The following is a 23,951-nucleotide window of genomic DNA, read 5'->3' as shown; positions in this document are numbered from 1 at the left end:
CGATGTCGTCAGTCAGCACGACCGTCCCGGTGCTGCAGGCCCGCGGCCTGTCACGTCAGTTCGGATCCGTCCGCGCCCTCAACAACGTCGACTTCGAGGTCTACCCCGGAGAAGTGACGGCCCTGATCGGCGACAACGGCGCCGGCAAGTCGACGCTCGTCAAAGCCCTCTCGGGCAACCTCGCGGTCGACGAGGGCGAGATCCTCTTCGACGGCACGCCCATCGAGATGTCGAACCCGCAGGTGGCGTCGTCGCTGGGGATCGAGACGGTCTACCAGGACCTCGCCCTGGCGCCCCACCTCGACCCGGTGCAGAACATGTACCTCGGCCGCGAGATCCGCCGCCCCGGCCTCGCGGGAGCGCTGGGTTTCATGAAGACCAAGGACATGGCCGTCGCCTCGCGGGCCGCGTTCGACGAGCTCGGCGCGACGGTGCGATCGCTGTCGTCGCCCGTGGGCGAGATGTCGGGCGGTCAGCGCCAGGCCATCGCGATCGCCCGCGCCGTGCACTGGGCCGGTCGCCTCGTCTTCCTCGACGAGCCGACCGCCGCCCTCGGTGTGCGTCAGACCAAGAACGTGCTCGAGACGATCCGGCGCGTGCGCGACAAGGGCATCGCCGTCGTCCTGATCTCGCACTCCATGCCGCACGTGATCGAGGTCTGCGACCGCATCCAGGTGCTGCGCCTGGGCACCCGCGTCGCCAACGTCGACGCGAAGAACACCTCCATGGAAGAGCTCGTCGGACTCATGACCGGCGCCGTCACGAAGGACGACCAGAAGTGAGCACCAAGACTCCTCCCACCGAGACCGTCGCCATCGGCACCTTCGACGACTCGCGGCCGAATTTCTTCAAAGGACTGCTCAAGGCGCAGGCCTTCCAGATCCTCATCATTCTCATCGTCATCGTGCTGATCTTCAGTGCGCTGGCCCCCGACTCGTTCGCGCAGTGGTCGAACTTCCGCCTGATCATCCAGAACGCCTCGATCCTCGCCGTCCTCGGCGTCGGCATGACCTACATCATCATCACCTCGGGCATCGACCTCTCCATCGGATCGGTGCTGGTGTTCTCGGGCGTCGTCTCGGCGCTGACGATGCGGGCGCTCGGCGGTGAAGGCTGGGGCGTGGCGACCATCGGCATCCTGGTCTCGATCCTCAGCGGCGTGTGCTGGGGCCTTTTCAACGGCTTCCTCATCGCGAAGGCGAAGATCCCGCCGCTCATCGTCACCCTCGGCTCGCTGGGCATGGCCCTCGGTCTCGCGCAGATCCTCACCGGTGGCGTCGACATCCGCGACGTGCCCACCGTGCTGACCGTCTCGATCGGCTACGGCAACGTGTTCGGGTCGCTGCCGATCATCAGCGTGATCGCGCTCGTCGTGGTCGTCATCGGCGCGATCGTGCTGCACTTCACCAAGTTCGGCCTGTACACCTACGCCGTCGGCTCGAGCGAGCTCGCCGCCCGCCGCGTCGGCGTCAAGGTCGACCGCCACCTCATCTCGGTCTACACGCTGTCGGGAGCGCTCGCCGGCCTCGCCGGCATCCTGGCCCTCTCGCAGTTCTCGACCACCGCGATCGCGGGACAGTCGCAGACCAACCTGAACGTGATCGCGGCCGTCGTCATCGGTGGCACCTCGCTCTTCGGCGGGGTCGGCACGATCTTCGGAACCGTGGTCGGCCTCTTCATCCCGGCCGTCCTGCAGAACGGCTTCGTCATCACCGGCGTGCAGCCCTTCTGGCAGCAGGTCGCGGTGGGCGCGGTGCTGATCACCGCCGTCTACGTCGACCAGGTGCGCCGCACCGCCGCGACCCGCGGCACCACCCAGAGCCTCTGGCGGAAGTTCGTCAGCGGAGGACGCCGCGGCTGAGGCCCGGCATCCGACACCCACCAAGAGAGAACAGGCAATCACAATGCAGTGGAACAAGAAGGTTCTCGCGTTCGCCACCCTCGGCGCCGCAGCCACCCTCGTCCTCGCCGGGTGCTCCGGCGGCTCCTCGTCCGGCGGCGCGTCGGGCGGGTCGGACGGCGGGTACAAGATCGCGTTCGTGCAGGGCGTCGCGGGAGATGAGTTCTACATCTCCATGCAGTGCGGCATCCAGGCCGAGGCCGAGAAGGAGGGGGCGACCGTCACCACCCAGGGCCCCGAGAAGTTCGACCCGACCCTCCAGAAGCCCATCGTCGACGCCGTCGTCGCCTCCAAGCCCGACGCGCTGCTGATCGCCCCCACCGACGTCTCGGCCATGCAGGCACCCATCGCGGCGGCCGAGGCGGCCGGCATCAAGGTCGTGCTGGTCGACACGACGCTGGAAGACCCCTCGGGTGCGGTCTCGCAGATCTCCTCCGACAACGAAGGCGGCGGAGCTGCCGCGTTCAAGGCCATCCAGGACGCCAACCCCAACGGCGGCAAGGTTCTCGTGGTGTCGGTCGACCCCGGCATCTCGACCACCGACGCCCGCGCGAAGGGCTTCGAAGACGCCGTCGCGAAGGACTCGAAGTTCTCGTCGGTCGGCGTGCAGTACTCGCACAACGAGCCCTCCACCGCCGCCGAGATCGTCACCGCGGCCCTGCAGAAGGACCCCGACATCGTCGGTATCTTCGCCGCCAACCTGTTCGCCGCCGAGGGTTCTGCCACTGGCGTCCAGCAGGCCGGCAAGCAGGGCGCCGTGACCATCGTCGGCTTCGACGCCGGTCCCGCGCAGGTCAAGGCCCTGCAGGCGGGAACGGTTCAGGCGCTCGTCGCCCAGGAGCCCGCCACCATCGGCCAGGACGGCGTGCAGCAGGCCATCGCGGCGCTGAAGGGCGAGGCTACTGAAGCCAAGATCCAGACCGGCTTCACGATCCTGACGAAGGACAACATCGACACCGACGGCAAGGACGCGGTCTACAAGTCGTCCTGCTGACTACCCCCCCTCTCGCGTGAGGGGTCAGAAACTGTCGCCGCGGGATGCTCCAGGCGACAGAAAACGACCCCTCACGCGAGATGAACCCCGGATGCCGCCCCCCTCTCCCTCACGCGACACACCGACCCTCTCTCGCGTGAGGGGTCAGAAACTGTCGCCGCAGGATGCTCCAGGCGACAGAAAACGACCCCTCACGCGGAGGGGCGACCCGACAAGAGAGAAACCGCCGTGCCGCTGGCCGACATGCCCGCCCTGCTCGCCGCGCACCGCGCGGTCGGGGCCTTCAACTTCATCACCCTCGAGGTCGCCGAAGCGATCGTGACCGGGGCCGAGGGCGCCGGCACCGGCGTGATCCTGCAGCTCTCGCAGAACGCGATCGCCTTCCACGGCGGTCTGGCGCCCGCCGCCTCCGCCGCCCTCCGCCTGGCCGAAGCAGCGCGGACCGACGTCGTCGTGCACCTCGACCACGCGACCGACGAGCCCCTCGTCGACGAGGCCCTGGCGGTCGGCATCCGTTCGGTGATGTTCGACGCCGCTCACCTGAGCGACGCCGAGAACCTCGAGCGCACCGCCGCCGTCGCCGAGCGGGTGCACGCGGCGGGAGGGTGGATCGAGGCCGAGCTCGGCGAGATCGGCGGCAAGGGCGCCCACACACCCGGGGTGCGCACCGACGTCGCCGAGGCCGTGCGGTTCGTGCGCGAGACCGGCGTCGACGCCCTCGCCGTGGCCGTCGGCAGTGAGCACGCGATGCGCGAGCGCAGCGCCCGACTCGATGAGACGCTCATCGCCGAGCTCGCCGCGGCGGTGCCCGTGCCCCTCGTGCTGCACGGCTCCAGCGGGGTCGCGGATGGGGGCATCGACGGCGCCGTGCGCGCGGGCATGCGCAAGATCAACATCGGCACACACCTCAACGCCGTGCTGACGGGCGCCGTCCGCGTGGAGCTGGAGCGGGACCCGGATGCCATCGACCCTCGCCGCTGGCTCACCCCGGGCCGCGCGGCGGTCGCCGCCGAGGTCGAGCGCCTCCTCGGTGTCATCGCGGGGCGCGGCGCATGAGCGGGTTCGTCACCCTGACCGCCGCCGGGGCGATCGACGCCACCTACCGCGTCGGTGCTCTGCGCCGCGGGGCGTTCGCCCGTGCCGAGAGCTACACGCGCGAGGTGAGCGGTAAGGGCGTCAACGTCTCTGCCGCCCTCGCCGCGGGCGGGGCGAGGACGGTCGCGGTCGTGGTGCTCGGGGCCGACGACGTGCGCTTCGCGCGATGCGGGCTCACCGCTCCGCTCCTGCGGATCGTCGAGGTGCCCGGGGCAACGCGCGTGAACACCTCGATCATCGACGCCGACGGCGCCACGACGAAGGTCAACGCCCCGACCCCGCCGCTGTCGTCCGACGCGTGGGATGCCACGGTCTCGGCCGTGCGCGACGAGCTCTCGGCCCGAACGGCCCCCTGGCTCGTGATCTCGGGGAGCCTGCCCGACCTCGCGGGCACCGGGTCTCTGATCGATCTCGCCGCCGTCCGCACGGTCGCGCGGGAGCACGGCGCGCGAGTGGCCGTCGACACGAGCGGGGCGGCGCTCGACGCTCTGCTCGCCGAACCGGACGGAATCGATCTGCTCACCCCGAACGCCGAAGAACTGTCGGCAGCGGTGGGACGCCCGCTCGCCACGCTCGGCGAGGTCGTCGACGCCGCCCGCGAGATCGTCGCGCGGGGAGTGGGGACGGTGCTCGCGAGCCTCGGCGCCGACGGGCTCGTCGCCGTCACCGCCGATCGAGCGGTCTTCGCGCGCGCGGCCGCCCCCTACGTCGCGAACACCGCCGGCGCGGGTGACGCCGCCCTCGCGGGCTTCCTCCTCGGCCTCACCCGCGAAGCCGCGGCCACCGCCGCCGGTGCCGACCCCCTCGCCGTCGCCGCAGCGTCGGCGGCCGAGTGGGGAGCGCACGCCGTCGCGCACGCCTCCACTCTCGTCGCGGGACCTCCGCACGGCATCCGGGCCCTCGTCGACACCGTGCCGGATCTCGAGCGCGTGCTCACGCCGGAGGGCGAAGCGTGACCTCCCGTCCGGCCCGATCGAAGGACAGTGCATGACCGTGGCCCGCACCGAGATCGCCCCGGAGATCGTCGCGGCCGTCGCCGACGTCTCGCGCATCCGCACCCGCGCGATCGACCGGGTCGCATACGCCAACGACGCCTCGCACTACCTGCTGACGCCCGAGGCGGTGGTGGTCGCCTCGGATGCGGCCGAGGTCGGCGCGATCCTCCGCGCGGCCACCGCGTCGCGCACGCCCGTGACCTTCCGCTCGGGTGGCACGAGCCTGTCGGGCCAGTCGGCCGGGTCGGGCCTGCTGGTCGACGTGCGGCAGGGGTTCGGCCGCATCGACGTGCTCGACGGCGGCCGACGCGTGCGCTCGCAGCCCGGAGCCACCGTGCGTCAGGTCAACGCGCGACTCGCGCGGCACGGGCATCGCCTCGGCCCCGACCCCGCGAGCGAGGCCGCGTGCACCATCGGCGGGGTCGTCGCGAACAACTCCAGCGGCATGGCCTGCGGGACGGCCGAGAACTCGTACCGCACCCTCGAATCGCTCGTGGTGGTGCTGGCGTCCGGAACCGTCGTCGACACCGCGGACCCCGATGCCGATCGGCTGCTCGCCCAGCGCGAACCCGCCCTCGTCGACGAGCTGATGCGGCTGCGCTCCCGCGTGGTCGGCGACCCCGCGAGCGTCGCTCTCATCGAGCGGCAGTTCGCGATGAAGAACACCATGGGGTACGCCCTCAATGCCTTCGTCGACTTCGACACCCCGGCGGCCCTCCTCGCCCACCTGGTCGTCGGCTCGGAGGGGACGCTCGCGTTCGTCGCCGAGGCGACCTTCCGCACCGTGCCGATCCGGCCCGCGATCGCGACGACCCTCGCGGTGTTCCCGACGCTCGACGCGGCCACGCGGTCGCTGCCGGCGCTGGTGGCGACGGGCGCGGCGACGCTGGAGCTGATGGATGCCACCTCGCTCCGCGTCGGACAGCGCCTGGAGGGCACTCCCGCCGCGATCCATGGCTTCGAGGCGACGACCCAGGCGGCTCTTCTCGTGGAGTATCACGCGGACGACCCCGAGGCCCTGCGCGCGCTCGCCGAGGCCGGCTCGCGCGTGCTGGGGGAGCAGGACCTGCGCGACCCCGCACTGTTCTCGAGCGACGCCGCCGACCGCGCGGCCGCGTGGAAATTCCGCAAGGGCCTCTACGCCTCGGTGGCCGGCGCCCGACCGAGCGGCACCACGGCCCTGCTCGAGGACGTCGTCGTGCCCGTCGACCGCCTCGCCGACACCTGCGGGGGGCTCCAGGAGCTGTTCGCGCGCTACGGCTACGCCGACAGCGTGATCTTCGGTCACGCCAAGGACGGCAACATCCACTTCATGCTCACCGATCGCTTCGAGGGCGCGAAGGCCCTCGGGCGCTTCGAGGGCTTCACCGACGCGATGGTCGACCTCGTGCTCGACGCGGGCGGCAACCTCAAGGCCGAGCACGGCACGGGTCGCGCGATGACGCCGTACGTGCGCCGCCAGTACGGCGACGAGCTGTACGACGTGATGGTGCGGCTCAAGCGCCTGCTCGACCCCAGCGGCATCCTGAACCCGGGTGTCATCATCGACGACGACCCGACCGCGCACATGCGGAACCTCAAGACGCCCGTGTCGATCGAGTCCGAGGCCGACCGGTGCGTGGAATGCGGATACTGCGAGCCGGTGTGCCCGAGCCGCTCGCTCACGCTCACCCCGCGCCAGCGCATCGTCGTGCGGCGCGCCTCGACCGCCGCCCGCGAGCGCGGCGACGGGGCGCTCGTCGCGGAGCTCGAGAAGGACTACGACTACGACGGCGTGCAGACCTGCGCGGTCGACGGCATGTGCCAGACGGCGTGCCCCGTGCTCATCAACACGGGCTCGCTCATGAAGCGCTTCCGCCGTGAGGACGCGAACCCCGCGCTCGCCGCCGGCTGGTCGGCCGCGGCGACGGGGTGGGGCGCGGTGACGCGCGCCGGATCCGCGGCCCTCTCGGTCGCGTCGGTACTGCCGACGCCGGCGGTGCGGGCGGTGACGGATGCCGCGCGCGCGGTGCTCGGGACCGACACGGTGCCCCGCTACGCGGCCGAGCTGCCGGGCGGCGGAACGTCGCGCAAGGCCCTGGGCCGGGTCGTCGGGGCCGCGGGCGTCGAGCCGAGCGCGGTGTTCCTGCCCGCGTGCGTGGGCAGCATGTTCGGACCGGCTTCCTCCGACGGCATCGGCGCGACCGGAGCGTTCGTGCGGCTGCTCGAGCGAGCGGGGGTCTCGGCGATCGTCCCCGAGGGGATCGATGCTCTCTGCTGCGGCACGCCCTGGTCGTCGAAGGGGTACGCGAAGGGGCACGCGACGATGTCGGCTCGCGTTCGCGCGGCGGTGTCCGCGGCGTCGCGCGGGGGAGAGCTCCCCGTCGTCTGCGATGCGTCCAGCTGCACCGAGGGCTTCTCGGCGACCCTGCGCGACGAGGGAGTGAGAGTGGTGGATGCCGTGGCCTTCGCGGCATCCGCTCTGCTTCCGCTCCTCTCGCCCACACCGGTGGCCGAGCTGCTGGCTCTGCACCCCACGTGCTCGTCGACGCAGTTGGGCATCGACGCGGCGCTGCGGGCGGTGGGCGAGGCCGTCGCCGCGGAGGTGCGCGTGCCCGACGCCTGGGGCTGCTGCGCCTACGCGGGGGACCGGGGCATGTTGCACCCCGAACTCACCGAGGCCGCGACCGCTCCCGAAGCGGCCGAGGTCGCCGGGCTCGGCGCCGATGCCTTCGCGTCGTGCAACCGCACCTGCGAGTTGGGCATGACGAAGGCGACGGGCGAGACGTACGTGCACGTGCTGGAGCTGCTGGAGCGCGCGACGCGGTAGCAGTGCAGCGGGTCCGAAGAATGGCCACCCCCTCTCCGTGTGAGAGGGGGTGACCACCTGAAGGGGTGTTGCGCCGGTCAGGCGGCCATCACGCCGTAGCGCTTGTGGCCCTTCACGTCGTAGCGGTCCAGCATCATGACCTTCGACCACACCTGAGCGAAGTCGCGGACGAACCTCTCCTGTCCGTCGGTGCCGGCGTAGGCATCGGCGATCGAGCGGAGCTGCGCGTTCGAGCCGAACACGAGGTCGTTCCTCGATGCCCGCCAGCGCGCCTCGCCGGTCGCCTGGACGCGGCCGGTGAAGGTCGACGCGGTGTCGTCGTCTTTCGTCCAGACCAGATCGGTGTCGGTCAGGTTGACGAAGAAGTCCGTCGTCAACACGCCGACGCGGTCGGTGAACACGCCTCGATCGGATCCGTCCCAGTTGGCGCCGAGCACGCGCAGACCCGCCGTCAGGACGGTCCACTCGGGCGCGGTGAGCGTGAAGAGGTTCGCCTTGTCGAGGAACGCCGCCTCGGGAGCGACTCCGGGCGCGAACTGGTCGAATCGATCCGACACGAAGTTGCGGAAGCCATCCGCCACGGGCCGAAGCCACTCGAACATCTCGATGTCGGTGAGTTCCTGCGTCGTGTCGACGCGACCCGGGGTGAACGCGACGTCGACGTCGGAGCCCGCCGCCCGCGCCGCCCGCTCCACGGCGGCCGTGCCGGCGAGCACGATCAGGTCGGCGAGCGACACCTGCCGCCCGCCCGACGACGCGGCGAACTCCGCTTGCACGGAGCGCAGCGCGTCGATCACCGGGATGGTGCGGCGGTTGATCGCCCAGTCCTTCTGGGGCGACAACGCGAGACGGCCACCGTTCGCGCCGCCGCGCTTGTCGCTGTCGCGATAGGTGGACGCGGCGGAGTAGGCCGTGTAGACGAGGTCGGACACGGACAATCCCGTCGCGACGACGGCCTCTTTGAGGGTCGCCACTTCCGCCTCGTCGAGGGCGGTTCCCTCCGCATCGGGCAGGGGGTCCTGCCAGAGCAGGTCGTCGGCGATGGTGACCTCGGGTCCGAGGTAGCGGTGCTTCGGACCCATGTCGCGATGCGTGAGCTTGTACCAGGCCTTTGAGAACGCCAGTGTGAAGAGGTCGAAGTCGGCCAGGAAGCGCTCGCACACGGCCCGGTACTCCGGGTCGACCTTCAGGGCGATGTCCGAGGTCATCATCATCAGCGGGTTCATCTGCCCGGGCACGTGCGCGTCGGGGGTCTTCGGTGCGTCCCGGTCGGTGGGAGTCCACTGCAGGGCGCCGGCCGGGCTCTTCGTCTGCTCCCAGTCGAACGCGAACAGGTTCTCGAGATACGTGTTGTCCCACTGGATCGGGTTCGGGGTCCAGCTGCCCTCGATGCCGTTGGTCGAGGTGTTCTCGGCGTTGCCGCTGCCGACGGGGTTGTGCCATCCGAGGCCCATCGACTCGATCGGTGCCAACTCGGGCGAAGGGCCGATCTTCGAGGCGGGTACCTGGCCGTGGCTCTTGCCGAAGGCGTGGCCACCGGCGATCAGGGCGACGGTCTCCTCATCGTTCATCGCCATGCGGGTGAAGGTGATGCGGATGTCGCGCGCCGAGCCCATCGGGTCGCCGTTGGCGTACGGTCCCTCGGGGTTGACGTAGATCAGGGCCTGGTGCGATGCGGCCAGGGGGCTCTGCAGGTCGTAGTCCGCGTCGCCGTTCTCGCCGTGCCAGCGTTCGTCACGACTGACCATCTCGTCGGGGCTCTGGACGTTGTGCGGGTTCCAGACCTCGGGGCCCCACCAGGTGCCGTCGTCGGGCTCCCACGCGTCGAGTCGTCCCCCGGCGAAGCCGTACGTCGGCAGTCCCATCAGCTCCAGCGAGCAGTTGCCGGTCAGCACCATCAGGTCGGCCCACGACAGCGCGTTGCCGTACTTGTGCTTGATGGGCTGCAGCAGGCGTCGGGACTTGTCGGTGTTGCCGTTGTCCCACCAGCTGCCGATCGGCGCGAATCGCTGCATCGCGGTTCCCGCTCCGCCGCGTCCGTCGGCGATGCGGTACGTGCCGGCGGCGTGCCACGCCATGCGGATCATCTGCGGGCCGTAGTTGCCGTAATCCGCCGGCCACCAGTCGACCGAGGTGGTGAGCAGTTCTTTGATGTCGGCCTTGAGCGCGTCGAGATCGATCGTCGCGAACGCCGCCGCGTAGTCGAAGTCGGCACCGAGCGGGTCGGCGGCGACGCCGTTGCGATGCAGCAGCTCGACCTTCAACCGCTGCGGGTACCACCCGTCGAGGCTCGGCGCCTGGCCGAAGGTGCCGCCGAGGTGGTCGCCGCCGGCCGGGAGATCACCGGCCATGTGGTAGCTGCAGGTATCGGTCTTGTCATCCGAGCTCATGGGTGCTCTTTTCGTTCTCGAGGGGAGAGCACCTTCGTCGAGTTCGGGTGCGACACGAGGCGGCGGCCGCTCACTCTGTCCGATCAAGAGCCTGAAGATGCGCGATTGAGCCCAGAGTAAGCAGCGACCGGTTGGCGCGCTACGGGCGGGAGTGAACACCCAGCCGATGCGTCGATGGTCCTAAACTGTGCGGCTGGCGTCCCTTCGAGCCCGGATCGGGCCTCGTCGTGGCGGTCGCGTGATCAGGCCGGGAACAGCCTGAGCGTCCCGGATGCCGTGACCTCGAGCCGCACGGCATCCAGCCCGTCGACGACGAGGTCGGCGGTCAACTCCTCTTCGGCGGTCGTGCCGGTGAGGGCGATCACGGCGCAGCCGGCGGCGCGGGCGGCGGCGATGCCGGCGGGGGCGTCTTCGACGACGAGGCAGCGTGACGGATCGACGCCGAGACGTTCGGCCGCCAGCAGGAACGGCTCGGGGTCCGGCTTTCCGTTGACGACGTCGTCGACGGTGACGAACACCGCGGGTCGCTCGTAACCGGCGGCCGCCAGACGCGCGGTCGCGATCGGAACGGATCCCGACGTGACGATGGCCCGATGCTCCACCGGGACGGATGCGAAGAAGTCCGCGGCTCCGCGGATGGGGGACAGGCCCACGGCATCCGCCACCTCGAGAGCGGTGACGTGCGCGATGGCCTCGGCCCCGCGCTCGGCGGGCAGGAGCAGGCTGACGAGGGTGCGCGCGGGTTGCCCGTGGTTGGCGTGCAGGGCCTCCATCGACACGTCGAAGTGCTCCGCGAAGCGCCGCCACGACCGGACGACGGACGCGGTGGAGTCCACGAGCGTCCCGTCGAGGTCGAAGAGCACCGCGTCGAACTCGCGTCGGAAGATGTCGGCGTCCGCGTCGATCGCCCGGCGAATCCCCAGCGCGGGAAGAACCCGGGCGAGTTGTTGCGCGGTTGAGAGTTCGGCGTCGACGGCGATCACCGGGATCGCCGGCGCCGCGGGAGCGACGTCGGGGCGGTGCGCGTCGCGGGATGCTCCCCTCGCCGCGCGCCGGGATGCCAGGACGGCGGGGTCTCCGCCGACGTGCACGACGTGCGGCGCGGCGGGGGCGAGCGCGGCGACCAGCGCCTGCCACTCCTCGCCGCCGGAGAGCTCGGAGGTGAAGGGGGCGACGATCACCGCCCGGCCCGCTGTCGCGATGGCGTCTGCGGCGGTCGCGAGCAGGGCCGCGTAACGCCCGGCGCGGATCGCCGGGGCGTGGGGGGAGGTGAGCCAGTGGCCGCCGCCGAAAGCGTCCGCGGGCAGGGCATCGAGCAGGGGAGTCGTGACGCTGTCGAGGTCGACGAGGGGCGCGCGAAGGGTCTCGGCGATCGCGCGGCCGAGCGTGCTCTTGCCGCTCCCGGCCGTTCCGGCGACGACGACGGCGAGCGGATCGGGTATTTGACACGACGACGGCATACCCCCACCATAGACGTAGCAAGTCACCGGTGTCATGCTTGAAATTCCGGGACTCGACGAAGTTCCGGAAAGGACGGCCGCCCATGCGAGACACCGGTGACATGGTTTCGGGACCCGTGCGCCTGCACGGCGGGCTCGACCTCGGCAGCACCGCGATCAAAATGCTCGTCATCGACGACGAGGGCGCCGAGATCGCCGGTGCGCAGGTGCCGACGCCCTGGCGCGTCGGCGAGGGCGGAACGACCGACATCGACGCCGACGATCTGCTGCGCGCCATCCGCTCGCTCATCGAACTCATCGACGAGCAGCTGATGCCGATCACCGCCGCTTCGCTGACCTCTCTCGCCGTGGCCGGCATGGGAGAGACCGGAATCCTCGTCGATGCCGAGGGGACCGCTGCCGCGCCCGGCTTCGCGTGGTTCGACCCGCGCGGGCTCGAGCAGATCGCCGCCTTCCCGAGCGTGGTGCGCGAGGAGTTCGCCGGCCGCACGGGTCTCCCGCTCGGCGCGCAGGTGAGCGTCGCGAAGCTCGCGTGGTTGCGCGACCAGGGCACCTCGCTCGCGGGCCTGCGCTGGCTCGACCTGCCCGAGTTCGTGGTCGCCTCGCTCGGTGGCGACATCGCCCTCGAGCTCTCGCTCGCGTCGCGCACCGGCCTCATCGACCAGGACTCCGGTGCCGCCTGGCCCGCGATGCTCGACGCTCTCGGCGTCGACGCCGACCTGCTACCGCCGCTGCGGGGAGGGGGACTGCCCTGGGGGACGGCATCCGGGGCCTTCGGCTCTCGCGTCGCGGGCGCCGCACTCACCGTCGCCGGTCACGACCACCTCGTCGCCGCCCAAGCGAACGGGACCCTGGACGCGGACGGATACCACGTGTCGCTCGGCACCGCCGAGGTGCTGCTGCGCGTGCTCGATGAGCCGCTCGGCTTCGCGGCTCGACAGCGGTTGGCTGACGCGCTCATCAACGAGGTGCGCCACGTCGTGCCCGGCAAGCACGTGCTGGTCGCCGGGGTGAAGACCGGGCTGCTGCTGCGTCGCGCTCTTCACGCCGCCGGCATCAGCGACCGCGCCGGGCGGGACGCCCTCGACGAAGCGGTCATGGCCCTCCCCGTCGAGGGTGAGTTGCCCGCCGGGGCCATCGAGGTCACCGGTGCGCGCAACGACGACGGCGTGCTGCGCCTCACCCTGCACACCGAGGCGTCGCCCGCCGAGATCTTCGGCGCCGTGCTGCGGCACAGCAACGACGAGGTCGCCGCCCTCATCGCGGCGATGGACCGCGAGGTCCCCCCGGCCACTCGCTCCACCCTCACTGGCGGCTGGGCGGGCATGGCGAGCGTCCGCCGCGCCCGCGCCGAAGTGCTCCCCGAGCCGTCCCTGTCCACCCGCGAGCAGGACGTCGCGTGGGGAGCCGCCGACATGGCGCGGCGCCTCGTCTCGGCATCCGTCCCGTCCTGAAGATCCCCGCGCCGACCGCGTGCCAACAGATCACCCGCGTCGACCGGCGCGAGAAGACCCCAGAGAAGAGAGATCATGAACGCACTCACCACGATCGAGCGCCGCGCGCTCCAGTCGATCAGCACCCCCGACGGCCACATGCTCATCGTCGCCGCCGACCAGCGCAACGGCATGAAGGCCGCCATCAAGGACGCCCCGAACGGCTCCGACGCGATCTCGCGCGACGAGCTCGCCCAGGTGAAGGCCGACCTCGTGCGCCACCTCGCCAACCACGCGCCGGCGATCCTGCTCGACCCGGAGGTCGCGCTGCCGCAGATCGTCGACGACGGTGTGCTCGCTCGTGACACCGCCCTCGTCGTCGGCCTCGATGCCTCGGGTGCCGAGACCGTCGACGGCCTCAAGTACACGCGTTTCGTTCCCGGAGCCACCCCGCACTCGATCCGCGAGCAGGGTGCCGACGTCGCCAAGATGCTCTGGTACACCCGCCCCGACAAGCAGGATGCCGACTCCCGCGTCGCCCACGAGATCCGCGACCTCGTGCAGGCGTGCGAAGCCGAGGGGCTGCTGCTGATCGTCGAGCTGCTGACCTACCAGCTCGACGACGAGAGCGACGAGGAGTACACGGCGACCTTCGCCGACCTCGTCGTCGACGGAGCCGCCCTCGCCGTCGCCTGCGGCGCCAAGATCCTGAAGCTGCAGTACCCCGGCTCCGCCGAGGCGAGCGCCCGGGTGACCGAGGCCGCCCAGGGCGTGCCGTGGGCCGTGCTGTCGGCCGGTGTCGACCACGAGACCTTCATCGAGCAGGTGCGCACCGCCGTCGCGAACGGTGCGTCCGGTGCGATGGCTGGCCGGTCGCTGTGGAAGGACAGCCTCTCGATCGACGCCGACCGCCGCGAGGAGCTGCTCTCGGGCCGCGCCCTGCCGCGCCTGCGCGAGCTCGCCGACGCCGTCGACGGTCACTGAGATGACCACGCCCGCCCGGGTCGGGGCGCGCTCACCGCGGGTGCACGCGGGGGAGTGTCGCTGCGGCCCCGGGCGGGCGGGTCCGACCCGTCGCCGGATAGGGTGGCCTGTCGGAGCAGCCCCCCGCCCGATCCCCTACCTCGGAGGTGCCTCGTGACCACCATGCGCGATGTCGCCCTGCGAGCCGGGGTGAGCACCAAGACCGTGTCGCGCGTCTTCAACGACGACCCGCACGTGCTGCCCGACACCCGCGCCCTCGTCGAGGCCGCGATGCGCGAACTCAACTACGTGCCCAACGCCCTGGCGACGACCTTCCGCGCCGGTCGCGCCTCGGTCATCGGGGTCGCCGTTCCCGACGTCGTCGACCCGTTCTTCGCCGCGATCGCACGGTCGGTCGAAGACGCCGCCCGACGGCGCGGGCTCTCCACCCTCGTCACCAGCCTCGGCGAGGATCCGGCCGACGAACGTCCCGCTCTGGAGTCTCTCCTGGGGCGTCAACTCACCGGCCTGGTGATCGCCCCCGTCGGGACCGACCACTCGTGGCTCGAGCGCTGGCGCGGCCACACCCCGATCGTCTTCGTGGACCGCGCCCCGGTGGGTCTGCTCACCGACACGTTCACCGAGAACGACGAAGCGGGCGCCCATCTCGCGACCGACCATCTTCTCTCGCACGGTCACCGTCGCATCGCCTACGTGGGCGACATGGTGCACCTGTCGACCGAGACGAAGCGCGTCGAGGGCTGGCGACGAGCGCTCTGCGAAGCGGGGGTCGACGTCGACGAACAGCTGATCGCCTCGCAGGTGTCGGACCGCGAGTCCGCGGCATCCGCTCTCGAACGCCTGCGCGCGCTCGCCGACCCGCCCACCGCCGTCTTCTCGGCCAACGCGCGCTCGTCGATGGCTCTCGCCCACGTGCTGCGCGGGCAGTCGCTGCCGTTCGTCGGATTCGGCGACTTCCCGATGGCCGACACCCTGACCCCCTCGGTCACGGTCGTCGACCAGGATCCGCGCCGCATCGGAGCGCTCGCGGCCGAACGCGTCTTCGCGCGCCTGCAGCCCGACGCCGGTCTCGGCCTCGACGAGCTGACGGTCATCGACGTGTCGCTCGTCGAGCGGGAGTCCTGCGGCCTCTGATCGGCGCTTCGGGGTCCGGGAGGCCCGCGTGATCGATCCGCCGAAGCGACGGGCACGGCACCCCCCAATGGTGCCGTGCCCGTCGCCACGGACCGGGAAGCCTCTCCCGGTCGCTCGCGCGCGGGGTTTCCCCCACGGACGCCCGCGCGCGGTCGTCATCCATACAAGCACAGCGTCTCGTAAATAGCACCCGCTCTCGGATCGTAAATACGATCATCCCTGCGTCGTCGTGGGCGTCTACGATCGGAATGTGGGTCGCGGCGCTGTCGGACCGCCCTCGCGGTACTCCCGCCGAGTGGTGGCGAATGTGGACCGCCTGCGTCGGTCGAAAGGCCTGACGGTGGGCGAGCTGCTCAGCCGCGCCGGAATGACGAAGAGCTATTACCAGTCGCGCGCGGGCTTCTCTCTGCCGTACAACACGAACGACATCGAGGCGCTCGCCGCCGCCCTCGGAGTGGCCCCCGAAGAAGTCGCGAACCCCGACTCCGCGCCCCGGGTCGAGATGCGCGTCCCCGCGGCCCCCCTCGCCGCTCGCGTCCGTCGACTCGTCCACAGCCAGGGGGCGACGGAGAACGACCTCGTCGATCACCTCGATGAGATCGACCCCGCCGCCGCCGAGAGCGCGCGTGCCCTCCTCGCCGCCGCGACCAACACCGTCGTGCTCGACGAAGAGGTCCTGCGCCTGATCACGCACTGGGCCGACGTGCCGACCGAGTACCTCACCGACTACACCGACGACGCGGTGACCGACCGGACCGACGCCGAGCTCGAACTGCGCGACGCGATGCGCGAGGCGGGAGCGAGCGCCATCCAATTCCGCGCCCTCGGCGAGATGTCGCCCGACGCCCTTCGCGCCATCGCGCACTCCCTGCGAAGCAGGCCGCCCGCGACATGATCAGCCGTGAGGGGGGACGGTGGTGACGGAAGCGGACGAGATGCTCGCCCGTGTGCAGGCGCGCGCCGACCGCGCGATCCAGCGCGCCGGTCTCGCCGCCGGCATGACCTTCGACCAGGTCGTCCACGCGGTCGAGCAGGCGCTCGAGATCCGCTTGCGCATCGTCCCCGAGGCCGACACGGCGGGGTGGGGTACGTTGACCGGTTTCCTCACCTACTTCGCCGATCGACGCGAGGGCAGCATCCACGTCCGAGCCTCGGATGCCGCGATCTACAGCCAGTTTGCCGCCTCCCACGAACTGGGGCACCTCCTCGACGACGCCCACTGCTCCGGCGCTCTGCACGAGCGTTCCTCGGTCTCACCCCATGACAACCCCCTGTTGACCACGCCGGAGTACGAGGCGGAACTCGTCGCCGAGCACATCGCGCACCGGATCGCGCGCCTGCTGTACACCTCGCCGAGGGTGGCCGAGTCGTCGTGGTGACCGTCCTTCTGATCGACGCGGCACTGGCGGGGCTGCTTCTCGTCGTCGTGCTCCGGGCCCGCGTCGCCTGGCGCCAGCCGCGGGCGCGCATCGCGTGGCTCGCCGCTCTCATCGGCTGCATCGCCCTGCTCACGCAGGGCACCGTCATCCCCCTCGAGATCCTCGACGGGTTCCTCGGCGGAACGAACGTCCTCAAGCTCGTGCAGAACGTGCTCACCATGGTGGCGCTGTGGCTCGGCATCCAGGCGGGTACCGCTCCGGTGAGCGCGCGTATCCGCACCCTGCGGTGGTGGTTCCCCGGCCTGCTCGGCGCGCTGTTCGCGGTGGTCTTCTTCGTCGCCCTCCCCGAGCGGGGGACGTCGTCGTTCCGGTTCCTCGAGGATGCGGCGATGACCTCGACCGGCGCATGGGCGTACGGCGTGCTGCACATGGCGGGTATCGCGCTCGTCGGCCTGCTGCTGTTCCGCTCGGCCCGCGGATCGCTGCCGAAAACGCGCGTCTTCTTCCGCGTCGGGGCGGTGGGGATCGTTCTCGGGTGCCTCAGTGAGATCCTCGACCTGACGCTGTCGCGGTTCTTCGAGCCGGACGCGCTGGTCAGTGCGCTGTTCGATCCGCTCTTCTACCTCGGGGTCGTCTCCTTCGTGATCGGGATCTTCGTGGCATCCCGCACGACGACGCGCATCCGCCGCCGCGGCGATGAGCTACTGGCGCGGCTCGAGCCGGTCGCCCGGGAGCGCGGAGTGGACTCGTTCCCCGGGCTCCCGGCCGATGCCGTCGCCGACACGCGCCTTCACGCCCTGCGGGTCGCGGTCGAAGACGACGCGATCGCCACCTCGACGCCGCTCAGCCCTCCTCAGCGCGCTCTGCTCGACGACATCGACGCCCACCTGACCCGACGAACCACCGGAGTCCACCCATGATCCGATCCCTCGCCGTCGGCACCGGAGTCGCCGCCGCGACTCTCGCCCTCGCTCACACGGCCGTCGCCGGCTACGTCGCCCGCCGTCTCATCGCGCCGCGCGCTCCGAAGGTGTACGCCCCGATCACTGTCGCGGGCGACACCGTCTCGGTGCCGGCCACGCTGGAGAGCCGCGAGCCGGGTACGTACGGCCTGTGGCTCGACGACGGTCGGCACCTGGTTGTCGGCGAGCCGCTGCGCATCGGGAAGGACCGGGTCGTGCGCGCGCTGGCGGCGCGACCGGAGGGCCTCGAAGACGGGGATGCCGTGGCCACCTGGACCTCGCAGAGCATCGGCGCCCCCGAGGAGGTCGGGCCCACTCGACACGTCTCGGTGCCGCTTCGACGCGGCGGAGTCGCGGAGGCCTGGGAGATCGGCGATCGCGACACCGCGGACGGACGCTGGACGATCCACGTCCACGGCCTGCGCTCCAGCCGCAACGGCGCCCTGCGCTCCACCCCGGCCGCCGCCGACGCGGGGTGGATGTCGCTCGTCGTCTCGTACGCGGGCGACGAGGAGTGCGCCCCCGCCGATTCCCTCCCCTCGACGCTCGGGACCCGCGAGTGGAGAGACGTCGACGACGCGATCTCGTACGCCGTCGACCAGGGGGCGCGCGAGATCGTGCTCGTGGCCTGGTCGATGGGGGGAACGATCGCGATGCTCGCCCTCGAGCAATCGGCGCACCGCGACCGCGTCACGGCCCTCGTGCTCGTCGCGCCGGCCCTCGACTGGACGCGCGTGGTCGAGAACGCCGTCGCGGGCGCCCACCTTCCGCGCTCGGTGGCGGGGGCATCGATGCGCATCCTGGGCAGCGCCCTCGGCGCGCGAGCACTCGGACTCATCGAGGGCGTGGACGCCCCGGCGCTCAACTGGGTCGACGGTCCCCGGCCCGCGCCTCGCGTCCCCACCCTGATCGTGCACAGCCTGCGCGACCCCGTGGTGCCGGTGAGCGGGTCGCTCGCGTACGTGAAACGGCATCCCGAGGCCGAGCTCGTCGCGTTCGACGCGACCGGTCACTGCAACGAGGCGAACCAGGACCCGGCGCGGTTCCACGACGCCATCGCGGGGTTCCTGCGGAACCGACCGCGCACCTGATCCGCCCGGGCCGTCAGTCGGCGAGGGCGGCGATCGCTCCGCGCGCCCCGCGCTCGGCCAGCGACGCCCGCGCCGCGAGATAGGCCTCGCGCAGGCGCGGGTTCTGCCCGAGGTCGCCGAAGACGGGTGCGTAGTCGAGGAGCGACGCAGGGTCGTCGGCGACGATCGCCCGCAGTTCGTCGAGACGGCTGTCGACCGCGGGCGTCTCTTCGCCCGACTCGGTGCGCCCCTCGAGGAAGACGCTCCACCCCGCGAGCACGAGCGCGGCGTGGTCGATGCGGCCGCCCGAGGCGAGCTGCTCACGCACGACCGGCAGCAGGAACTTCGGCAGGCGGTCCGAGCCGTCGACGACCTGGCGCGCAAGGGTGTCGCGGATCGCCTCACTGCCGAAACGGGCGATGAGCTGGTTGCAGTAGGCGTCGAGGTCGATCCCCGGGACCGCGCGGAGCGTCGGGATCGCCTCCTCGTGCATGTATCCCTGCAGGAAGTCGACGAACAGCGGGTCGGTGCACACCTCGTGCACGTAGTGCGCGCCCGAGAGGATGCCGAGGTAGCTCATGGCCTGGTGCGAGGCGTTGAGCAGGCGCAGCTTCATCAGCTCGTAGGGCTCGACGTCGTCGACCAGCTGAACGCCGACCTCGTCGAACGGCGGGCGCCCGGCCGGGAAGGCGTCTTCGAGCACCCACTGCTCGAACGACTCGCTGCGCACCGGCCAGCGGTCGCGGATGCCGAACTCCGAGGCGATCGCGTCGCGCGTCTCGTCGGTGGTCACGGGCGTGATGCGGTCGACCATCGAGTTCGGGAACGACACGTTCTCGGCGATCCAGCTCGACAGCTCGGCGTCGCGCCGCTCGGCGAACCCGAGCAGGGCGGCACGGGCGACGTGTCCGTTGCCCTGGATGTTGTCGCACGACATGACGGTGAAGGCCGGGATGCCGGCATCCCGGCGTCGGCGAAGAGCTTCGGTGAGCAGACCCATGACGCTGTGCGGCGGGGTCGCACCGTCGAGGTCGGCGAGCGTCGCCTCGTCGCGCGGGGCGTAGGCGCCGGTGGCGTCGTCGATGCCGTACCCGCCCTCGGTGATGGTGAGCGAGACGATCGCGGTGTCGGGGGCGGCGAGCTTCGCGACCACGGCCTCGGGGTCATCGGGCACGAAGAGGTACTCGACGATGGAGCCGACGACGCGGGCGGTGGAGGTCCCGTCGGGCGCGGTCGTGACGAGCGTGTAGAGGTCGTCTTGAGCGGCGAGGACGTCGCGCATGGCCGCGTCGAACGACAGGACCCCGACTCCGCACAGGCCCCACTCGGTGTGGCCGGCTTCGAGCAGGCGGTCGAGGTACATGGCCTCGTGCGCCCGGTGGAAGCCGCCCACACCGAAGTGCACGATGCGCGCGCGCACGGCCGACCTGTCGTACGTCGGAACGGAGACGTTCGCCGCGAGGGAGGGGAGGGCGGCGGCGGTGAGGTCGGTCATGCGGGGCTCCGTGGTTCGTGGAGGAGGGGCGGGTGGGGCGGGATCAGAGGGGCGGATGCCGGGACCCGGGCAGTCGCTCCGGGTCCCGGCATCCGGGATTCATCTCGCGTGAGGGGTCACTCGGTGTCGCTTCGGAGCGGCCCAGGCGACCGTTTGTGACCCCTCACGCGAGAGGGGGTGTGTCAGCAGCTGGACTTGTAGACCGCGTCCTTGCCGTCGGTGGTGATGTTGTCCTTCGTCAGGATCGTGAAGCCGGTCTGGATCTTGGCCTCGGTGCTCTCGCCCTTCAGCGCGGCGATGGCCTGCTTGACGCCGTCTTCGCCGATGGTGGCGGGCTCCTGCGCAACGAGGGCCTGCACGGTGCCGGCCTCGAGGGCCTTGACCTGGGCGGGGCCCGCGTCGAAGCCGACGATGGTGACCTGGCCCTGCTTGCCGGCCTGCTGGACGCCGGTGGCGGAGCCCTCGGCGGCGAACAGGTTGGCGGCGAAGATGCCGACGATGTCGGGGTCCTTCTGCAGGGCCGCGGTGACGATCTCGGCGGCGGTGGAGGGCTCGTTGTGGGAGTACTGCACGCCCACGGAGCTGAACTTGCTGTCCTTGGCGACGGCGTCTTCGAAGCCCTTCGCGCGGGCGTCGGTGGTGGAGACACCCGGGTCGGTGGAGACGACGAGGACCTTGCCGCCGCTGGGGTTGGCCTTCTGGATCGCCTCGAACGCCGCGGCGCCGCCGCCTTCGTTGTCGGAGGAGATCTGCGAGACCGCGCCGGAGGGGTCTTCCAGCGTCGTGTCGACCAGCACGACCTTGATGCCGGCGGCCTCAGCGGCCGCGATCGGTGCCTGCATGGCCGAGACGTCGGTGGGGGCGATCAGCAGCGCGTCGGGCTTGGAGGCGACGACGGCGTCGACGATGGGCTTCTGGAGGGTCGGGTCGAACTTCTCGGGGCCCTGGGTGGTGACGGTCGCCCCCTCCTTCTCGGCCTCGGCCTGGATGCCGCACTGCATGGAGATGTAGAACTCATCTCCCGCGACGCCCTGCACGAACGCGATCTTGTACCCGCCGTCGGCGCCGCCGGACGCACCGCCCGAGGACGCACCGCCCGAGCACCCCGCGAGGGTCAGCGTCGCCGCCATGCCGAAGACCGTCAGGGCGGTCGCCTTCTTGTTCCACTTCATTGTGATCACCGTTCTTTTCTGGAGTACTGCTGTCGGGTTGGTAAGGGGTGGAGAGGGAATGGATGCCGCCGCGGATCAGCCGCGTCGACCTCCGCTGAGGAACTTGCGCCAGAGGCCCTGCGAGGTGCCGCGGGTTGCGGCGGTCCGGCGCACCTGGTCGACGTAGACCGCCGCGATCAGCACCGCGCCGACGGCGACCTGCTGCCAGAAGGGCTGCACGCCGGTGATGACGAAGCCGTTCTGCAGCACCGCGGGGATGAACAGGCCCACGACGGTGCCCATGATCGTGCCGACCCCGCCGAAGAGCGAGGTGCCGCCGATCACGACAGCGGCGATGACGTTCAGGTTGGTCTGGGACTGGCCGGCGATGGCGGTCGTGGAGAACTGGGAGAGAGACAGGATGCCGCCGAGCCCGGCCAGGGCGCCGGAGATCGTGTAGATCTTGATCAGCTGCGCGTCGACCTTCACACCGACGCGGCGGGCGGCGATCTCGCTCGAGCCCACGGCCAACGTGTAGAGGCCGAAGCGCGTGAAGTGCAGGACGACAGCGCCGATCAGCACCACGACGAGCGCGATGACGCTGATGATCGGAACGGATCCGAACACGTTGCCGTAGCCGATCGAGACGGTGAGCACGGTGGGGACGTCGCGGATGTCGACGCCGCCGGTGAGGATCTGCGCGAGGCCGAGGGCCATGCCCAGCGAGCCGAGGGTGACGATGAGCGGCGGGATCTTCGCCTTCGCGATGAGGAAGCCGTTGAAAAGGCCCCAGCACACGCCGCTCAGGACCGCGACGATGATGCCGACCGTGGCGACGCCCCACCCCTCGCCGCCCATCGCTCGCATGACGAGGGCCGACACGACCCCCGAGAAGACGAGGACGGACCCGACCGACAGGTCGATGCCGGCGGTGATGATGACGTAGGTCATGCCGACGGCGAGCACCGCGAGGATCGAGGCGTTCTGGATGATGAGGCGGAAGTTCGACCACTGCGCGAACGAGTCGGGCGCGATGATGCTGAAGACGATGATGATCGCCAGCAGAACCAGGAGGATCTGGAACGCCTGCGTGCGCAGGACCGCGGCGACCGGGTTGGTCTTCTTGTTGTCGTCGAACGTGCCGATCGCGACGGTCTCGGTCGGGGGAGTCTTGAGGCTCACTTCTGGTCGTCCTTCGTGACGGCGCCGGTCATGAGTCCGACGAGCTCTTCCATGGAGGTGTCTTTGGCGTTGATGTTGGCGACGCGGGTTCCGAGGCGCAGGACCTGGATGCGGTCGCTGACGTCGATGACGTGCGGCATCGAGTGCGAGATGAAGACCACGGCGATGCCCTTGTCACGCACGCGCCGGATGGTCTCGAGCACGTTCTTGGTCTGACGCACACCGAGGGCGGCGGTCGGCTCGTCGAGGAACACGACTCGCGAGGCCCAGTGCACGGCGCGGGCGATCGCGATGGCCTGACGCTGACCGCCCGACATCTCGCCGACGGGCGAGCTGAGCGAGCGGACGGTGGCGCCGAGTTCGTCGAATGCGTCGCGGGAGGCTGTCGCCATGTCCTTGGTCTTCATGAAACCCAGCGCTCCCGCGAGGCCGGGGCGGCGGATCTCGCGGCCCAGGTACATGTTCTGCACCGGGTCGAGGTGGGGGGCGAGAGCGAGGTCCTGATAGACGGTCTCGATGCCGAGGCCGGAGGCGATCTGCGGGTTCGACATGTCGATGGGCGTGCCGTCGAAGAGGATCTCGCCCTCGTCGACCGCGAGGTTGCCCGAGAGGGCTTTGACGAGCGTCGACTTGCCGGCGCCGTTGTCGCCGATCAGGGCGGTGACCTCCCCCGGGTAGACCTCGAAGTCCACGTTGTTGAGGGCGCGGACGGATCCGAACTGGCGCGACAGGCCGCGCGCCTGCAGCACGGGCGTAGCCGTGGTGGTGCTCATCAGAAAGCTCCTTCGGGGGGACCGACGGGGGCATCGGAGACGGTGACGACGAGGTCGGCGCGGTCGCGCCCGCGCTCGACGACGAGGGCATTGCGCTCGTCGACCTCGCGGACCCAGGCGACGGCTTCGTCGTAGGGGTGGTCGTGGGAGAGGCGCCGCGCGACGAGACGCTCGCGGCGCGCGGGGGAGTCGATGTCGAGGAACCACACCTCGTCGAGGCGCGAGGCGACGGCATCCCACCCGAACTCGTCGTGCAGCAGGTAGTTGCCCTCGGTGATGACGAGTGGAACACGGGCGGGCACGAGCACCGCCGAGCCGATCGGCTCCTCGAGGCCGCGGTCGAAGCGCGGGGCGTAGACCTCGTGCCCGGCGCGGATGCGATCGAGCAGGGCGATGTAGCCCTCGACGTCGAAGGTGTCGGGGGCGCCCTTGCGGTCGCGCCGGCCGAGGCGCACGAGCTCTTCATTGGCGAGGTGGAAGCCGTCCATGCCGACGAGCACCGCGTCGTCGCCGAGGGCGGCGAGCAGGGCGTCGCTGACGGTCGACTTGCCCGCGCCGGGGGTGCCGGCCACGCCCAGGATGCGCCGCTCGCCCGACGCCGCGAGCTGCCGGGCGCGGGCGACGAGGTCGTCGAGGTGCACGGTCGCGGTGGCGGTCGTCGCGTCGTTCTCCGAGGTGTGGGTCACAGCGGTGTGGTCCTTCCGGGCGACGCACCACGGCGGAGTGCTGCGTCGATGAAGCGGGT

Annotated in this window: 20 protein-coding genes; 13 read left to right on the top strand and 7 right to left on the bottom strand. The window is 70.9% G+C overall.

What is annotated here, in order from left to right; translation table 11 throughout:
• The first annotated feature begins 2 nt into the window (after window positions 1–2).
• From AB6V31_RS14835 to AB6V31_RS14810, 6 genes are all read left to right on the top strand, one after another.
• Window positions 3–782, top strand: coding sequence for an ATP-binding cassette domain-containing protein (locus tag AB6V31_RS14835; protein WP_369366561.1), 780 nt, complete (start codon window positions 3–5; stop codon window positions 780–782).
• The gene (locus AB6V31_RS14830) at window positions 779–1,861 is read left to right on the top strand and encodes an ABC transporter permease (RefSeq protein WP_369366559.1); all 1,083 of its coding nucleotides are present in this window, start codon (window positions 779–781) and stop codon (window positions 1,859–1,861) included. Before AB6V31_RS14835 ends, AB6V31_RS14830 begins: the two co-directional genes overlap by 4 nt.
• 43 nt (window positions 1,862–1,904) lie before the next feature.
• The gene (locus AB6V31_RS14825) at window positions 1,905–2,894 is read left to right on the top strand and encodes an ABC transporter substrate-binding protein (RefSeq protein ID WP_369366557.1); all 990 of its coding nucleotides are present in this window, start codon (window positions 1,905–1,907) and stop codon (window positions 2,892–2,894) included.
• A gap of 228 nt (window positions 2,895–3,122) precedes the next feature.
• Window positions 3,123–3,950 carry a class II fructose-bisphosphate aldolase gene (locus AB6V31_RS14820; protein ID WP_369366556.1) on the top strand — a complete coding sequence of 276 codons (828 nt, stop codon included), beginning with the start codon at window positions 3,123–3,125 and terminating at the stop codon, window positions 3,948–3,950.
• Window positions 3,947–4,945, top strand: a complete 999-nt coding sequence (locus AB6V31_RS14815; protein WP_369366554.1) for a 1-phosphofructokinase family hexose kinase — start codon at window positions 3,947–3,949, stop codon at window positions 4,943–4,945. The genes AB6V31_RS14820 and AB6V31_RS14815 overlap by 4 nt, the downstream gene beginning before the upstream one ends.
• Before the next feature lie 31 nt (window positions 4,946–4,976).
• Window positions 4,977–7,793: an FAD-binding and (Fe-S)-binding domain-containing protein gene (locus AB6V31_RS14810; RefSeq protein WP_369366552.1), complete on the top strand. Its 2,817-nt coding sequence runs from the start codon at window positions 4,977–4,979 to the stop codon at window positions 7,791–7,793.
• 77 nt (window positions 7,794–7,870) lie between these two features.
• On the opposite strand, the gene katG is transcribed toward AB6V31_RS14810, so the two are convergent.
• Both katG and AB6V31_RS14800 read right to left on the bottom strand, forming a co-directional pair.
• Window positions 7,871–10,183, bottom strand: coding sequence for a catalase/peroxidase HPI (katG, locus tag AB6V31_RS14805; protein ID WP_369366550.1), 2,313 nt, complete (start codon window positions 10,181–10,183; stop codon window positions 7,871–7,873).
• 242 nt (window positions 10,184–10,425) lie between these two features.
• Window positions 10,426–11,670 (bottom strand): HAD-IA family hydrolase, encoded by a 1,245-nt coding sequence (locus tag AB6V31_RS14800; RefSeq protein WP_369366548.1) that lies wholly within the window; start codon window positions 11,668–11,670, stop codon window positions 10,426–10,428.
• 74 nt (window positions 11,671–11,744) lie between these two features.
• On the opposite strand from AB6V31_RS14800, the gene AB6V31_RS14795 reads away from it, so the two are divergent.
• From AB6V31_RS14795 to AB6V31_RS14765, 7 genes are all read left to right on the top strand, one after another.
• Complete coding sequence (locus AB6V31_RS14795) at window positions 11,745–13,097, top strand: FGGY family carbohydrate kinase (RefSeq protein WP_369366547.1); 1,353 nt, start codon at window positions 11,745–11,747, stop codon at window positions 13,095–13,097.
• Between the two features lie 75 nt (window positions 13,098–13,172).
• Complete coding sequence (locus AB6V31_RS14790) at window positions 13,173–14,060, top strand: tagatose-bisphosphate aldolase (protein WP_074695237.1); 888 nt, start codon at window positions 13,173–13,175, stop codon at window positions 14,058–14,060.
• Window positions 14,061–14,222: 162 nt separating this feature from the next.
• Window positions 14,223–15,194, top strand: coding sequence for a LacI family DNA-binding transcriptional regulator (locus AB6V31_RS14785; protein ID WP_369366599.1), 972 nt, complete (start codon window positions 14,223–14,225; stop codon window positions 15,192–15,194).
• Between the two features lie 250 nt (window positions 15,195–15,444).
• A complete protein-coding gene (locus AB6V31_RS14780; RefSeq protein ID WP_369366545.1) occupies window positions 15,445–16,089 on the top strand; it encodes a hypothetical protein in 645 nt (214 codons plus the stop codon).
• Window positions 16,090–16,108: 19 nt separating this feature from the next.
• Complete coding sequence (locus AB6V31_RS14775) at window positions 16,109–16,573, top strand: hypothetical protein (RefSeq protein WP_369366543.1); 465 nt, start codon at window positions 16,109–16,111, stop codon at window positions 16,571–16,573.
• A complete protein-coding gene (locus AB6V31_RS14770) occupies window positions 16,570–17,493 on the top strand; it encodes a hypothetical protein (protein WP_143017896.1) in 924 nt (307 codons plus the stop codon). Before AB6V31_RS14775 ends, AB6V31_RS14770 begins: the two co-directional genes overlap by 4 nt.
• Entirely contained in the window at window positions 17,490–18,626 is a 1,137-nt protein-coding gene (locus tag AB6V31_RS14765) for an alpha/beta hydrolase family protein (RefSeq protein WP_369366541.1), read from the top strand. The genes AB6V31_RS14770 and AB6V31_RS14765 overlap by 4 nt, the downstream gene beginning before the upstream one ends.
• Before the next feature lie 13 nt (window positions 18,627–18,639).
• On the opposite strand, the gene AB6V31_RS14760 is transcribed toward AB6V31_RS14765, so the two are convergent.
• The 5 genes from AB6V31_RS14760 to AB6V31_RS14740 all read right to left on the bottom strand — a co-directional run bounded on the left by AB6V31_RS14760 (window position 18,640) and on the right by AB6V31_RS14740 (window position 23,892).
• The gene (locus AB6V31_RS14760) at window positions 18,640–20,100 is read right to left on the bottom strand and encodes a mannitol dehydrogenase family protein (RefSeq protein ID WP_369366539.1); all 1,461 of its coding nucleotides are present in this window, start codon (window positions 20,098–20,100) and stop codon (window positions 18,640–18,642) included.
• A 182-nt stretch (window positions 20,101–20,282) separates the two neighbouring features.
• Window positions 20,283–21,272: an ABC transporter substrate-binding protein gene (locus AB6V31_RS14755; protein ID WP_369366597.1), complete on the bottom strand. Its 990-nt coding sequence runs from the start codon at window positions 21,270–21,272 to the stop codon at window positions 20,283–20,285.
• A 75-nt stretch (window positions 21,273–21,347) separates the two neighbouring features.
• Window positions 21,348–22,433 carry an ABC transporter permease gene (locus tag AB6V31_RS14750; RefSeq protein ID WP_074695251.1) on the bottom strand — a complete coding sequence of 362 codons (1,086 nt, stop codon included), beginning with the start codon at window positions 22,431–22,433 and terminating at the stop codon, window positions 21,348–21,350.
• Window positions 22,430–23,206: an ATP-binding cassette domain-containing protein gene (locus tag AB6V31_RS14745; RefSeq protein ID WP_369366538.1), complete on the bottom strand. Its 777-nt coding sequence runs from the start codon at window positions 23,204–23,206 to the stop codon at window positions 22,430–22,432. The genes AB6V31_RS14750 and AB6V31_RS14745 overlap by 4 nt, the downstream gene beginning before the upstream one ends.
• Window positions 23,206–23,892: a nucleoside/nucleotide kinase family protein gene (locus tag AB6V31_RS14740; protein ID WP_369366536.1), complete on the bottom strand. Its 687-nt coding sequence runs from the start codon at window positions 23,890–23,892 to the stop codon at window positions 23,206–23,208. The genes AB6V31_RS14745 and AB6V31_RS14740 overlap by 1 nt, the downstream gene beginning before the upstream one ends.
• Window positions 23,893–23,951: the final 59 nt, after the last annotated feature.

The sequence above is a fragment of the Microbacterium sp. 16-032 genome, assembly GCF_041079455.1.
Lineage (GTDB): Bacteria > Actinomycetota > Actinomycetes > Actinomycetales > Microbacteriaceae > Microbacterium > Microbacterium testaceum_A.
This window is presented reverse-complemented; position numbering and strand designations above follow the sequence as displayed.